General features: G+C 72.5%; 10 protein-coding genes and 1 pseudogene. 5 read left to right on the top strand and 6 right to left on the bottom strand.

Going from position 1 to position 14,530, the window contains the following annotated elements; genetic code table 11:
- Positions 1-141 precede the first annotated feature (141 nt).
- A complete protein-coding gene (locus ACGFIB_RS12960; RefSeq protein ID WP_393371309.1) occupies positions 142-864 on the bottom strand; it encodes a hypothetical protein in 723 nt (240 codons plus the stop codon).
- Between the two features lie 168 nt (positions 865-1,032).
- Complete coding sequence (locus tag ACGFIB_RS12955; RefSeq protein ID WP_393371307.1) at positions 1,033-1,464, bottom strand: TetR/AcrR family transcriptional regulator; 432 nt, start codon at positions 1,462-1,464, stop codon at positions 1,033-1,035.
- Between the two features lie 36 nt (positions 1,465-1,500).
- Between ACGFIB_RS12955 and ACGFIB_RS12950 the strand changes: the two are divergent.
- Positions 1,501-2,404 (top strand): annotated as a pseudogene (locus ACGFIB_RS12950) (TIGR03564 family F420-dependent LLM class oxidoreductase).
- Here ACGFIB_RS12950 and ACGFIB_RS12945 read toward each other — a convergent pair.
- The gene (locus ACGFIB_RS12945; protein ID WP_393371304.1) at positions 2,398-2,790 is read right to left on the bottom strand and encodes a VOC family protein; all 393 of its coding nucleotides are present in this window, start codon (positions 2,788-2,790) and stop codon (positions 2,398-2,400) included. The pseudogene ACGFIB_RS12950 and the gene ACGFIB_RS12945 sit on opposite strands and share 7 nt — an antisense overlap.
- A 50-nt stretch (positions 2,791-2,840) precedes the next feature.
- Here ACGFIB_RS12945 and ACGFIB_RS12940 point away from each other — a divergent pair, with 50 nt between their 5' ends.
- Positions 2,841-3,299: a MarR family winged helix-turn-helix transcriptional regulator gene (locus ACGFIB_RS12940; protein ID WP_208762160.1), complete on the top strand. Its 459-nt coding sequence runs from the start codon at positions 2,841-2,843 to the stop codon at positions 3,297-3,299.
- A 174-nt stretch (positions 3,300-3,473) separates the two neighbouring features.
- Here the strand turns inward: ACGFIB_RS12940 and pgeF are convergent, their stop codons facing one another.
- Complete coding sequence (gene pgeF, locus ACGFIB_RS12935) at positions 3,474-4,163, bottom strand: peptidoglycan editing factor PgeF (protein ID WP_357244322.1); 690 nt, start codon at positions 4,161-4,163, stop codon at positions 3,474-3,476.
- Between the two features lie 57 nt (positions 4,164-4,220).
- Here pgeF and ACGFIB_RS12930 point away from each other — a divergent pair, with 57 nt between their 5' ends.
- Entirely contained in the window at positions 4,221-5,276 is a 1,056-nt protein-coding gene (locus ACGFIB_RS12930; RefSeq protein WP_357243973.1) for a zinc-dependent alcohol dehydrogenase family protein, read from the top strand.
- On the opposite strand, the gene glgA is transcribed toward ACGFIB_RS12930, so the two are convergent.
- Positions 5,248-6,444 (bottom strand): glycogen synthase, encoded by a 1,197-nt coding sequence (gene glgA / locus ACGFIB_RS12925; protein ID WP_393371299.1) that lies wholly within the window; start codon positions 6,442-6,444, stop codon positions 5,248-5,250. The genes ACGFIB_RS12930 and glgA overlap by 29 nt on opposite strands.
- Positions 6,445-6,448: 4 nt before the next feature.
- On the opposite strand from glgA, the gene glgC reads away from it, so the two are divergent.
- Entirely contained in the window at positions 6,449-7,756 is a 1,308-nt protein-coding gene (glgC, locus tag ACGFIB_RS12920) for a glucose-1-phosphate adenylyltransferase (protein ID WP_393371296.1), read from the top strand.
- A gap of 42 nt (positions 7,757-7,798) precedes the next feature.
- Positions 7,799-8,650 (top strand): phosphotransferase enzyme family protein, encoded by an 852-nt coding sequence (locus ACGFIB_RS12915; RefSeq protein ID WP_393371293.1) that lies wholly within the window; start codon positions 7,799-7,801, stop codon positions 8,648-8,650.
- Positions 8,651-8,657: 7 nt separating this feature from the next.
- Here the strand turns inward: ACGFIB_RS12915 and ACGFIB_RS12910 are convergent, their stop codons facing one another.
- A complete protein-coding gene (locus tag ACGFIB_RS12910) occupies positions 8,658-13,979 on the bottom strand; it encodes a non-ribosomal peptide synthetase/MFS transporter (protein ID WP_393371290.1) in 5,322 nt (1,773 codons plus the stop codon).
- Between the last annotated feature and the right edge of the window lie 551 nt (positions 13,980-14,530).

Genomic DNA, 14,530 nt, shown 5'->3' with positions numbered 1-14,530 from the left:
CCCACCGACTACCCCGATCACGATGCTTGGAACGCCAGGCCGATCAGAAGATCCCTTGACCTGGGCGACGGCTCTCCCGGACATGCCGGAGGACCGGCCCGACCGGGCCGGTCCTCCGGGTCACCGTCGCGGCGCCCGCCGTCACAGGACGGCGCAGCCGACGCGTACGGGGACCTTGGCCGACCAGCGGCCGGAGATCACGTCCTGCGCCTGGGCGTAGGCGTTGGCCGGCTTGCCCCCGAAGGCGCAGTCGAACACGCCGGTCTTCTTGCCGAAGCTCCCGGCGACGTAACCGCTGTGCGCGCTCGCGGTCACCGTGCCGCTCCAGTAGAGCTTGCCGCTGGTGTACCGGATGTAGAGCCTGACCTGCCCGTGGTTGAAGTGGTCGCCGTTGATCTTGAGCCGCGGGATGTCGTCGACGGAGGTGCTGGTGGCGGTGCCGTCGCCGTTGTCCACCGGCGGGACGGTGTAACGGGTGATCCACAGCTTGGCCGAGACCTTGCGCTCGGCCGCCTTGCCGTTGTCGAGCTTGGCCTGCGCGCGGGCGGCCGGGGTGACGCACACGTCGTCGCCGGTGAACGCCTCGCGCCACACGTAGCCCGTCTTGCAGGTGTGCGGGCCGTACGGGCCGGGGGTCCAGCGGGACGCCTTGGCGGCGTTGTCGGCGAGGGTCCGGGTGCGGGCGGCCGAGGTCACGCAGACGTGGTCGCTGGGGCCGGCCTCGCGCCAGACGTAACCCTCGACGCAGGTGTCCGGGCCGTAGTCGCCGCTCGCGGAGGCCGGACCGGCCATGAGGGTGACGGGGACGGTGACGGCCAGGCCGGAGATCGCGGCGGCGGCCAGACCGAGCAGGGTGCGCTTCATGACTGTCTCCTCGAAGTGCGGGGTGAGGGTGCTTGTCCGGTCTGGCCGTCGCCGCCGGGTCGGTGCACCTCAGTGATAGGCCCGCTCGCCTGCACGCCCCTTGCCGCAGGCTTTCCGCAACCGCTGCAAGCCGCCAGCAAGCCCGGCGCCGGTCGCGTCGTGCGCCGGTCAGGTCCGGGCCCCGCGCGAGGCCACCCGTGTGGCGAGTCCGTCGAGGATGACGGTGGTCAGCGCGTCGTCGGGCCGGGCGCCGGGGCGGCACACGGCGACGCTGAGCAGCTCGACGACCTCGCGCGGAGTGATGTCGCCGCGGACGGCAACCTCCCGCTGGGCTCCCGCGGCCAGGTCTTCGAGCGTGGCGTCGAGGTCGCGTACGAGCGGGCCCAGCTCCGGATGGGCCTCGGCACCGTCCGACAGCGACTTGACCAGGGCCAGAGGCAGGTCGGCGCCGCACCGGACGCACGCCAGCAGCGCGTCCCACCGGCTCACCGGGCGGGCGGCGTGGTCCCGCGCGGCCTCGAGCAGGGTCCGCAGCGTGCCGGCCGCGATCTCCTCCAACAGGCCCCGCCGGTCCGGGAAGTGGCGGTAGAGCGTGCGCAAACGGAACCGGAGTCTCCGATTCATGTTGGAGGCGCGATGAAACTCGGAGTGCTCGCCGGAGGGAACGGCCTGGGCCTGGACGAGCTGATCGGACGGGTGCGCGAGGCGGCCGAGGCCGGCCTCGACAGCGCCTACTTCACCCAGGTCCTGTCATGGGACGCCGTCCAGCTCGCGGCGCTCGCCGCCCGCGAGGTGCCCGGGATCGCCGTAGGCACGGCGGTGACCCAGACCTACCCGAGACATCCGCTGGCGCTCGCCGGGCAGGCGCTCACCACCCAGGCGGCCAGCGGCAACCGCTTCACACTCGGCATCGGGCCGAGCCACGGGCCGCTCATCGAGACCCACTTCGGGCTGTCGTACGACCGACCGGCCCGGCACGTCCGCGAATACCTGTCCGCGCTGGTGCCGTTGCTGCGGGGCGAGCGGGTCGACTACCGCGGCGGGGCGGGTCGAGGTGCCCGGCGCCGAGCCGCCGCCGGCCCTGCTGGCCGCCCTCGGGCCGGTCATGCTGCGGCTGGCCGGCGAACTCGCCGACGGCGCGGTGACCGTCTGGACCGGCCCGGAGACGATCGCCGACCATGTGACGCCGGCGGTCACCCGCGCCGCCGCGTCCGCCGGGCGGCCGCGCCCACGCGTCGTCGCCGGTGTGATCGTGAGCGTGACCGCGGACCCCGAGGGCGTGCGGCGGCGGGTCGCGGAGTCCCTCGGACCCGTCGGCGACCTGCCCGGCTACCGGGCGATCCTGGACCGCCAGGGCAGGTCGGGGGTGGAGGAGACGGTCGTCGCCGGGGACGAGTCGGCGGTCGAGCGCGCCGTGCGGGCCTATGCCGAGGCGGGCGCGACCGAACTCGTGGTGAGCCCCTTCGGAGACGCGCGCGAGCGGGCGCGGACCCTCGGTCTCCTGGCCGCGCTGCGCGGGCGGCGCGGCGGCGCTCAGTAGGACTGGAGCTCCAGCAGGTTGCCGTCGGGGTCGCGCAGGTGCGCGGTGCGGGAGGTCGGCCCCCATTCGGGCCGGGCGCTCGGCGGCGCCACGACCCGGCCGCCGTTGGCGGTCCCCACGGCGGCGGCCCGGTCGACGTCGTCCACGGTCAGGACCAGCATCGTCCCGTCGCCTCCGCCGTCGAGATCCACGCCGGTGACCTTCGCGAGCATCTCGCGGTCGAGCAGGGCCAGCACCGCCTCCTCGTCGCGGTCCCAGTTGGCGTACGGCCCCGTCTCCGCGCCCTTGACGAGGTGCGCGCCCGCCACCGCGGTGAGCAGGCCGTCGTAGAAGCGGAAGCACTCGGCGAACCGGGAGGCGAGCACGCGAGGATAGAGAGCGTCCATGGAAATCCCTTGGTGAGTACCAACTATTGGTCGTGCCCTATCCTGCTCTCGTGAGCGACCTGCCGCAACTTCCCCCGTCCCTGCTCGGAGTCACCGCCTTCCTGCTGTCGAAGGTGGGCGTCGCCGGGCGACGCCGTATGGGCGACCGGCTGCGCGGGCACGGCATCGGCCTGTGGGACATGGCCGTCCTGGCCGCGCTGCGCGACTTCGGCCCGGCGTCCCAGCGTGAGCTCGGCGAGCGGCTGGGCATCGACCCCAGCGACCTCGTGGCGGTGATGGACACGCTCGTGCCGCTCGGCCTCGTGGAGCGCGAGCGCGACCCCGAGGACCGGCGGCGATACCGCGTCGCCGTCAGCCCCGCGGGCCGGGCCACGCTGGAGGCGTCCCTGCGCGAGGCCGGCGAGGCGCGCGACGAGCTACTCGCCGCGCTGGACGAGGACGAGCGGGCGAGCCTGCACGCGCTGCTCCGGAAGGCGTACGCCGGGCTGGAGCCGCGGGCACGGGCCTGAGAGGCCTCCGGCGGCCATCGCGAAAGCTGGTCGCCCACGCAGCCACCCAGAGCGATCCGACACCCGGAGCGGCCTCACACGCGGAGCGGTCCGGTGTCCGCACGATCTCACACGCGGAGCAGTCCCGCGTCCGAGCGACCTCATACCCGGAGCGATCTCACGCGCGGGGCGGCCTCACGCGCCGGTGAGCCAGACGTAACCGGCGAAGCGCCCGGTGCGCTGCTCCCGGCGGTAGGAGTAGAGGTCGGCCGTCTCGATCGTGCAGCGGTCGTCGTGGCGGACGTCGGCCACGCCGGCCCGGACGAGCTGGGCCGCTATCCCGGCCCTGATGTCGAGCGCGGGCGTGCCGTGCCGGGTTCGCGACCAGGTCTCGGGCACGCGGGCGGCGACGCGCTCGCGCAGGTCCTCCGGCACCTCGTAACACAGCCCGCAGGCCGACGGCCCGATCACGGCCACCGTCCGCTCCGGCCGTGCGCCCCGCTCGGCCATCGCCTCGACCAGGGCGGGGACCACGCCCGCCTCCGTGCCCGGCCGCCCCGAGTGCGCGGCGCCGACCAGGCCGGCCACCGGATCGGCCACCAGCACGGGCGCGCAGTCGGCGACCAGGACCGCCAGGCCGAGCCCGGGACGGTCGGTGAACACCCCGTCCAGGGCGGGCGGTTCGTCCCCGAACGGTTCCTCCGCGTAGGCGACGTCGGTCCCGTGGACCTGACGCATGAAGACCACCCGGTCGAGCCCGAACTCCGCGGCCGTCTTCGCCCGGTTCTCGGCGACCGCCGCCGGGTCGTCCCCCACCGCCCCGCCAAGGTTGCGCGTGCCGTACGGCCCGGCGCTCACGCCGCCGTGCCGGTCGGTGAAGGCCATCCGTATCCGGTCGATCGCAATCACCCGATTAGCGTACGGCCTGGGAAGGAGCGTGACATGCGCGCGGTTGTGTACGAGGAGTTCGGCGGGCGGGCCGAGGTGCGCGAGGTGGCGGACCCGGTGGCGCCGCCGGACGGCGTGGTGATCAGGGTCGAGGCGACCGGGGCGTGCCGCAGCGACTGGCACGGGTGGATGGGCCACGACGCGGACATCACGGTCCTGCCCCACGTGCCCGGGCACGAGCTGGCGGGTGTGGTGGACTCGGCCGGCCCGGGGGTGAGCCGCTGGCGGGCCGGCGACCGGGTGATGGTGCCGTTCATCTGCGCCTGCGGAAGCTGCCGCGAGTGCACGACCGGCAACCAGCAGGTGTGCGAGCGGCAGACCCAGCCCGGGTTCACCCACTGGGGATCGTTCGCCGAGCTGGTGGCGATCGACCACGCCGACGTGAACCTCGTGCGGCTGCCGGACGGCATGGCGTTCGCCACGGCGGCGAGCCTGGGCTGCCGCTTCGCCACCGCGTTCCGCGCCGTCGTCGAGCAAGGGCGGGTCCGGGCGGGCCAGTGGCTCGCCGTCCACGGCTGCGGCGGGGTCGGGCTGTCGGCCGTGATGATCGGCGCCGCCGTGGGGGCGCGGGTCGTCGCCGTGGACGTGTCCCCCGCCGCGCTCGACCTGGCCCGCCGGTTCGGCGCGGCCGAGTGCGTCCTGCTCGGCGAGGGCGCCGGTCCCGAGGAGTCGGCCGCGCGGGTCAGGGCGGCGACCGGGGGCGACGGCGCCGACGTCTCCCTCGACGCGCTGGGCGGCACCGCCACCTGCGCCGCGTCGATCGGCGGCCTGCGCAGGCGGGGCCGCCACGTGCAGGTGGGCCTGCTTCCCGGGCAGACCGCCCTGCCGATGGGCAGGGTGATCGCGCACGAGCTGGAGATCGTGGGCAGCCACGGCATGGCCGCCCACGCCTATCCCCCGATGCTGGAGCTGATCGCGGCGGGAGTGCTCCGCCCCGACCTGCTGGTCACCCGCACCGTGGGCCTGGACGACGCGCCGGACGCGCTGACCCGGCCGGGCGCGCACCCGGGCGTCACCATGATCATCCCTGGGTCGTCCCCGGCCGGGTGAGCGACGCGTAGAGCTCGTGGGTCCGCTCGGCGATCCGCCGCCAGGAGAAGTGGTCGATCGCGCGCACGCGCCCGGCCTCGCCCATCGCGGCCGCGAGGCGCGGGTCGCCGAGCACCCTGTTCACTCGGTCGGCCAGCGCCGCGGCGAACGCCTCCGGGTCGTTCGGCTCGCCGTCGCCGCCCTGGTCGATCGGGACGAGCAGGCCCGTCTCTCCGTCGGCGACGACCTCGGGGATGCCTCCGGTCGCGGTCGCAACGACGGCGGTCTCGCACGCCATCGCCTCCAGGTTCACGATGCCCATCGGCTCGTACACCGAGGGGCACACGAAAACGGTGGCATGGGTGAGGATCTGGATCACCTCGGGCCTGGGCAGCATCTCGGAGATCCACACCACGCCCTTGCGGGAGGCCGACAGCTCGCGCACGAGCGCCGCGACCTCCTCGGCGATCTCCGGCGTGTCGGGCGCGCCGGCGCACAGCACGAGCTGGGCCGCCGGGTCGAACGACCGGGCCGCGTGGAGCAGGTGCACCAGGCCCTTCTGCCGGGTGATACGCCCCACGAAGACGACGTACGGCACGGCCGGATCGATGCCGTGCCTGACCAGGGCCTCGGTGCCCCGCGACGGCGCGTACTCCTCGGTGTCGATGCCGTTGTGGATCACGCGCACGCGCTCGGCGGGCACCTCCGGGTAGGCCGTGAGAACGTCGCGCCGCATGCCCTCGGACACCGCGATGATCGCGTCCGCCGCCTGGAGCGCGGTCCGCTCCGCCCACGACGACAGCGTGTAGCCGCCGCCGAGCTGCTCGGCCTTCCACGGGCGCAGCGGCTCCAGGCTGTGCGTGGTCACCACGTGCGGCACGCCGTAGAGCATCTTGGCGACGTGGCCGGCGAAGTTCGCGTACCAGGTGTGGCTGTGCACGACGTCGGCGCCCTCGCAGCCGGCCGCCATCTCGACGTCGACGCCGAGCACCTGCAGGGCGGCGTTCGCGCCGGACAGTCCCCCGGGGACCGGGTAGGCCCGCACGCCGGGCTCCTCCCGCGGGGCGCCGAAGCAGCGGACCCGCACGTCGGACAGCCGCCGAAGCTCCCGCGCGAGGTACTCGACATGGACTCCGGCGCCGCCGTACACCTCGGGTGGGTACTCGCGGCTCAGCAGATCGACACGCATACGAGTGAGCTTAGAGTCCCCGATCCGCCCTGTTTGCCGGTGTCCCTGGTGTTTGTTAGCCATTTCGCGGGTTAAGGTCCTGCCTATGAAGGTCCTGGCGATCGTGCTAGCGGGTGGAGAGGGCAAGCGGCTGATGCCGCTCACCGCGGACCGGGCCAAGCCCGCGGTGCCCTTCGGGGGCATCTACCGGCTCATCGACTTCGTTCTGTCGAATCTGGCGAACGCGCACTACTGGCAGATCGTGGTGCTGACGCAGTACAAGAACCACAGCCTGGACCGGCACATCTCCCGGACGTGGCGGCTGTCGTCGATGCTCGGCAACTACGTGACCCCGGTGCCCGCGCAGCAGCGGCTCGGGCCGCGGTGGTTCTCCGGATCCGCGGACGCGCTGTTCCAGAACCTCAACCTGATCTACGACGAGATGCCCGATCACGTGATCGTCTTCGGCGCGGACCACATCTACCGGATGGATCCGCGCCAGATGGTCGACCAGCACATCGACTCGGGCGCCGACGTGACCGTCGCCGCGATCCGCCAGCCCCTCGAACTGGCCGACCAGTTCGGGGTCATCGAGGCGGACCCCTCAGGCCGGCGGATCGTCGCGTTCCGCGAGAAGCCCAAGGACGCGGTGGGCCTGCCCGACGCGCCCGACCAGATCTTCGCCTCGATGGGCAACTACGTCTTCAAGACCCAGTCCCTCATCGAGGCCGTGCGCGAGGACGCCCTCGACCCCAGCAGCAAGCACGACCTCGGCGGCAACATCATCCCGATGTTCGTCAAGAGCGGCGGCGCCGAGGTGTACGACTTCGCGAACAACGTGGTGCCCGGCTCCAGCGAGCGCGACCGCGGCTACTGGCGCGACGTGGGGACGCTCGACGCCTACTACGAGGCCAACATGGACCTCATCTCGGTGCAGCCGGTCTTCAACCTCTACAACGACCGCTGGCCGATCTACACGGGCAACGACCCGCTGCCGCCGGCCAAGTTCGTGCACAACGAGGGCGACCGGGTGGGACACGCGATGGAGTCGCTCGTGTCGCCCGGCGTGATCGTGTCGGGCGGCACCGCGCTGCGCTCGATCCTGTCCCCCGGCGTGGTGCTGCACTCCCACTCGCACGTCGAGGACTCGGTGCTGATGGGCTCGGTCAAGATCGGCAGGGGCGCGATCGTCCGCAAGGCCATCATCGACAAGAACGTGGTGATCCCCGACGGCGCCCGGATCGGCTTCGACCTGGACTACGACCGCCAGCGTTTCGCGGTGACCCGCAGCGGTGTGGTCGTGATCGGGAAGAACGAGATCGTCGACCGCTGAGCCGGCCTTTCCCCATCCTCCTGAGCACGGCAAAATGTGCGGATGGATCTCGATATCGGCCTGGTTTGTGATGAGTTCGGCCTCGGCCTGGCGGTGACGCGAGGACTCCGGGTGGCCGGCTACTACCACAACGAGGTCTGGCGGGTCGACACGATCACCGGCGCGTACGCCGTGAAGCGGCTGCCGCCGTCGGCCGCGCCCGCCGTGGAGATCGAGGTCGCCGCCTGGCGGGCGGGCATCCCGATGCCCGAGCCGGTCCCGTCGCCCGCGACAGGAGCGTACGTGATCCCCGTCGGGAACGGCTCCGTCCGGGTGCACCGCTGGCTCGACGGGAAGGCGCCCGCCCTCGACGACCTCAGCCCCGAGCTGTCGGCCACGATGGGCGAGCTGGTGGCCGCCGTTCACACGGCCGGTCGTGACATCGCTCCTCAGGAACCACCGCGGGCGGACCCTGCCGGCCACCCGGCCGCGGATCCGGCGTCCGGACCGGCCGACCTCGAGGCCGCGACCGCGCGACCGGCCGGCGTGGGCACCCTGACCATGTCCCACGGCGACCTGCACCCGAAGAACGCACTGCTCCGGTTCGACGGCAGCCTGACGATCATCGACTGGGACACCGCCGGTCCGTACGTCGCCGAGCAGGAGGCCGCGGGCATGGCCCTCGACTGGGCGGCCCGCCTCGACGGCAGCGTCGACTTCGACCGGTTCGACGCCGCCGTGTCCGGCTACCGCAAGGCCGGTGGCGACATCCCGGCGGAGCCCTGGGTCTTCGGCGGATGGGTGCGCGGCTATCTGGCCTTCCTCAACGGAGCCGGGCGGAACGAGCCCACCGGCACGCTCGCCCGGCTCCGCTGGGTCGAGGCCAACCTCGGCGCGCTGACCCGGCGCCTCTAGTGAGGACCTAGGCGGCGACGCGACGCTGGATGGCCTCGACCCCGACGAGGTCGTCGGGCAGCGCGTCCGGCATCTCGGTGTCGAGGCGGGCGAGCCGCCTCACCCGCAGGGCGCCGGCCGCCACGAGGATCATGCCCAGTGCGCACACCAGATAGAGGAAGGCGATCCCGCGGCCGGGGCCCACCCCGATCAGGGCGCCCACGGTCGAGGCGAGCGCCCCTCCCGGGGCCAGCATCGGGTCGAACAGCGCGGCGCCGAGCGGGGCGACCAGGCCGATGCCGACGGGCAGCGTCGACCAGGCGACCAGCGTGTTGAGCGCGAAGACCCGGCCGTGGAACCGCGCGGGCACCTTGATCTGCACGATCGTGACGTAGATGCCGTTCATCAGCGTGAGGAAGTAGCTGAGCGCGAACGCCCCCACGCCGACCACGACCAGCGACGGGGCGAGGCCGGTGACGACGCCACCCGCCGCGATTGCCACGGCGAAGGTCAGCACGCCGCGGAAACGCCCGCGGCGCGGGCCGCCCCACAGCGACATGGTCAGCCCGCCGAGCATGACGCCGAGCCCCGACACCAGCGAGATCACGCTGACGTCCTTGAGCGTGGCGAAGGAGAGCACCAGCGGCGAGACCAGCAGGAGCAGCGGAGACAGGAACACGTTGAGCACGGCGAAGAACACCAGCGTCGAGCGCAGCCCCCGGTCGTGCCACGTGTACGTGAAACCCTTGGCGATCTCCGTGCTCAGCGGCTCGCGCGGCCGCCAGGGAAGCGTGTCGGGGAAGCGGACCAGCAGCACCGTGACGATGGCGAACGCATAACTCGCCATGTCGATCGCCACGATGCCGCCGAGCCCGATCCAGGCCAGCAACCCGGCCGCGACGAGGGGGACGACGAGCTGCGCGACACCGTTGGTCATCTGGGTGACGCCGATGGCGTGGCCGAGGTAGTGCTTGGGGACGAGCTGCGGCACCGCCGACTGGTAGGCGAGCCGTTGGAAGCTCGCCGCCACCGACAGACTGACGATCAGCAGGTAGATCTGCCAGATCTGTACGTCGCCGAAGAGGAGCAGCCCGGCCAGCACGGCCTGGATCCCGGCCGACGCGCAGTCGGCGAACAGCATCACCCGCCGCCGGTCCCCCCGGTCCACGATCGCCCCGGCCAGCGGGGAGATCAGCAGCCCGGCCAGGTTGAGCACGGCCAGCATGGAGAACTGCCCGATCGAGCCGGAGTCCATGAGGACGGTCAGCGGCAGGGCCCACCCCGTGAGCGCCGAGCCGATCATCGAGAGCTGCTGCCCGGCGGAGATCGTGAGGAAGCGGCCCATGCTGGGACGCACCCCCTGCTTATCGGACCCGGGCGGGGCGGACCCGCGCGAGACCGCGTGCACCCACCACGAGGGGTTGCCCGAGCGGTCGGAGACCTCCATGTGAGTGTGGGTGCGCAGGGCGGCGGCCAGTTCCTCGGCGCGGTAGCGCAGGAAGTAGTGGCCGCCCTCGTCCAGTACGACGAGCGCCGTGACGTCGGTGAGGAAGCCCCACTCGCGGTAGCGCTCCGCGTAGAAGTCGGTGGCGGGGTCGCGCTCGCCGACGACCGAGATGATCGGGGCGCGTAGCCGCGGCCGGTCGGGGGCGTCGAAGAGCTCGGTGAAGTACTTCTCCGCGGCCTTGCTGTCATGGCGCATCGTCCGGACGATGCGGTCGGCCACGCCGGGATCCAGCTCCTCGAGGTCCACCCCACGGGCCTTGAGACGGTTGATGTCGGTCTGGCTGCTCCGGAGCCGGTCGAACTCCCCGATCCTGGACAGCGCACGCATGAGCCCGCGCGGCCGGGCGAACGGGAAGATCGCCCCGGTGTAGACGGCGTCCACCGCGCGGCCCACCGCCTCGGCCCTGGTCGCCAGCTCGACCGCGAGCGCGGCGCCGACCCCGCAGTGGCCGTAGATCACCAGAGGGCCCTCGATGGCGAGGATCTCCTCGGTGGCGCGGGCGGCCAGCTCGGCGAACTCCATCGGTTCCTCGTCCAGGCCCACGTCGTGGCCCGGGATCGCGAGCGCGTACAGCGCCTGGTCGGCGGGCAGGGCGTCGGCCAGCGGCTGGTAGACCACCGCGCTGCCCGACCCGTACGGCACGCACACGTAGGTGACGCTCGCCGTGCGTGCCGGGGTGAGCCGCTGGAGCAGCGGGCGCGGGCCGTCCTCGCCGGAACCGGCGTAGGCCGCCAGTTCGCGCACGGTCCGGTAGGTGAAGATGTCCACCAGCCCCACCTGCGCCGACCCGGCGGGGAGCGCCCTGCGGAGCTTCGCGACGACCTGGACGGCGAGCAGCGAGTGGCCGCCGAGATCGAAGAAGTCGTCGTCGGCCCCGATCCGCTCCGCCGCCAGCACGTCGGCCCACACGGCCGCGACGGCCCGCTCGGTCTCGGTCTCCGGCTCGGCGTACGGCACGTCGGCCTGGACCTGCGGGACGGGCAGGGCGGCTCGGTCGAGCTTGCCGTTCGGCGTGAGCGGAAGGGCGTCGAGCGGGACGAACATCGACGGCAGCATGTATTCCGGCAGCGTGCCCCTGATCGCCGCGCGCACCTGCGCCGCCTCGGGCACGGCGTCGCCGGTGAGGTAGGCGACCAGCCGCGGGCCGCCGGGCACGTCCTCGCGTACGATCACCGCGGCGTCGCGCACACCGGCCTTCTCCCGGAGCACGGCCTCGATCTCGCCGAGTTCGATGCGCAGGCCGCGCAGCTTGACCTGGCCGTCGAGGCGGCCCAGGAACTCGATCGTGCCGTCCGGCAGCCAGCGGGCCGCGTCGCCGGTGCGGTAGCGGCCTCCGGCGAACCGCTCGGCGGTCAGCTCCGGGCGGGCGTGGTAGCCGAGTGCGACGCCCACGCCGCCGATGTACAACTCGCCGGGCACCCCCACGGGTACCGGCTCGCCATGCCGATCGAGCACGTGCAGCGTGATGTTCTGGATGGGCGAGCCGATCGGCACCCGCGCCCGGCCCGCCAGCGCGGGCAGCGTGCACTGCCAGGCGGAGACGTCGACGGCCGCCTCGGTGGGGCCGTACAGGTTGTGCAGTTCGGCCGGGAGCGTGCGCAGGCAGCGCTCGGCCAGGTCGACGGGCAGTTCCTCCCCGCTGCACACGATGACGCGCGGCGACGTGCAGGTCTCCACGCCCTCCTCGTCGAGGAACGCGCTGAGCATGGACGGCACGAAGTGCAGGACGGTCACCCGCTCGCCGTTGATCAGGTCACGCAGGTACGCCGGGTCGCGGTGGCCCTCGGGCTCGGCCAGCACGAGCCGCGCGCCGGTGAGCAGCGGCCAGAAGAACTCCCACACCGAGACGTCGAACCCGGCCGGCGTCTTCTGCAACACCACGTCGGCGCCGGTCAGCCGGAACCGTTTCTGCATCCAGTCGAGCCGGTTGACGATGCCGCGATGACTGTTGGGGACGCCCTTCGGCCGGCCCGTGGAGCCGGAGGTGTAGATCATGTACGCGGCCGTGCCGGGCCCGCCCCGCACCTCGGGTGCGGTCGCCGGCAGCCCGTCCCATACGGCGTCAAGGTCGAGCGGCAGGATGACGGCGCCGCCTGTGACCAGCCGCTCGGCCAGGTCCTGCCGGGTCAGCACGACGGGCGCGCCCGAGTCCGACAGCATGAACGCCAGCCGGTCGGCGGGGTAGCCGGGGTCGAGCGGCACATACGCCGCGCCGGTCTTGAGCACGCCGAGCAGTGCGGCGACCAGGTCGAACGACCGTTCGGCGCAGACCGCGACCAGACCGCCCGGCTCCACGCCGAGCCCCGCGAGACGGTGCGCGATCCGGTTGGCCCGCTCGTCGAGCTGCCGGTACGTCCACGACTGTCCGGCGAACGTCACCGCGACGGCCTCGGGGGTGCGGGCGACCTGCTCCTCGATCAGGCCGTGCAGGGTGGCCGCGTCCGGGTAGTCCGCGCCGGTCGCGTTCCAACCGGCGATCAGCGCGTCGTCGCCCGTCAGCGGCAGCCGGCCGATCGGGACGTGCGGGTCGTCCACGATCGCGCGCAGCAGGTCGACGAACTGCCCGGCCATCCGGGCGACCGTGCTCTCGCCGAACAGCTCGGGCCGGTAGGTGAACGCGCACTGCAGGCCGCCCTCGGGGGCGGGCACGACGTACAGCTCCACGTCGTGCCTGGCCGACGTGGGAGCCAGCGGGAGGGTCTCGGTCCCGTCGCCGGGGGTGGCCTCGTGCATCGAGCAGATCGTGTCGATCAGAGGCGGCCTGCTGGTGTCCCGCGGCACGCCGAGGGCGTCGACGAGCTGGGCGAAGGGCAGTTGCTCGTGATCGACCGCGGCGAGGACCGTGTCCCTGGTGCGGGCGAGCAGCTCGGCGAACGTGGGCTCGCCGTCCAGCCGGGCCCGTATCGCCAGCACGTTGACGAACATGCCCACGACGTCCTCGAACTCCGGTCTGCTCCGCCCGGCCACCGGCACGCCGACGGCGAAGTCGTCCTGGCCGGTCAGCCGGGAGAGCAGGACCTGGTAGGCGGCCAGGAGGGTCATGAACGTGGTGGCGCCGTGCTCCCGGCCCAGCGAGGCGATGCCGTCCACCAGATCCGGCGCGAGGGAGCGCACGTGGGTGACGCCGTCGAGCGTCTGGAGGGCCGGACGGGGCCGGTCCGTGAGGAGTTCGAGGCGCGGCAGCCCGGCCAGCTCCCCCCGCCAGTAGTCCAGCTCGCGGTCGGGAGACCGCTCACGCTGCCACAGGGCGACGTCGCCGAAGCGCACGGCGGGCGCGGGCGGCTCCTCGCCGCGGGAGAGGGCGAGCAGGTCGCGCATGAGCAGATTCAGCGACTGGCCGTCGGCCACGATGTGGTGCACCAGCAGGGCGACGATGTGCTCGTCTTCTCCCTTGCTGACGACGACGCACTTGAGCAGCGGGCCCCGGGCGAGGTCGAGCGGGACGGCGGTCTCGGCGCCGATGAGCGCGATCGCCTCCTCGTCCGTGACCGCCGTGGTGCGGTTCAGCGGCACCTCCGTCGTGTCCACGACGTGGACGGCGGGGCTGCCCTCCTCGGTCTCGGGGAACCGGTGGCGCAGGCCCTCGTGCCGGACCGGCAGCGCGGCGAGCGCGCGGAGCAGCCGGTCCTCGTCCAGCGGCTCACGTAACCGTACGGCGATCACCAGGGTGTAGGTGGTGGTGCCAGGTGTGAACCGCTCCATGAACCACAGCGGCTCCTGGGCCGGGGACAGCGGGGGTTCGACGCCCTCCGGGCGCCGGGGAATGGGATCGTGTGCGAGACGGGCCCGCAACCTGCGTCGGAGCAGTTCCCGCTTGGCGTCTGACAGGTCAGCCACAGACATGTGACACGGCCCTTCGATGGCATAAACGCGGACAAGTCACGTACGCAGTGAAACGATCTTAATTGTGGGCTTTTTTATCACGTAGGCCCCGTTCGGCAATCTAGTCGTAATTCGTCACTGTACGGCCGTGACACCATGTCCGGACGTAGACGATGGTCACAGCGGTTTCCGGTGACGATCGGCGCTCGCCGCACGCTGAGTCGCTGAAAGTTTCATCCGGCGAGAGCGCGGCTGGGCGAGCCATGCTCCGTAAACGCGGAAAGGATCAAGCGCGACGGTCTCCGTCTCGGGGTGAACGGGCCGGAACCACGGCGGGCTGCGGCTGACACTCGCCTTCTGACAAGCCCGCTTTCCCGGAACCGGTCCCGAACGTCGGCGATTTTCCTCGCGCCTTACCGATTCCAAAGAACAATCCGCCATATCGCGGACAGCCGGGATTGTGCGCGCCGATGCGCTTGACGAGTTCGAGTGACCTGCTCGATCCCGGGGTTTCTCGTCCCGGATCGACACCGCGCAGCGCGAGCAGTACGGCCTCGCCTACCGCACCCGGG

Origin of the sequence: Microbispora bryophytorum (assembly GCF_043197435.1) — a bacterium.
Classification (GTDB): Bacteria; Actinomycetota; Actinomycetes; order Streptosporangiales; family Streptosporangiaceae; genus Microbispora; species Microbispora bryophytorum.
Note: the sequence above shows the minus strand (reverse complement) of the source record. Positions and strands in the feature narration are given on the sequence as shown.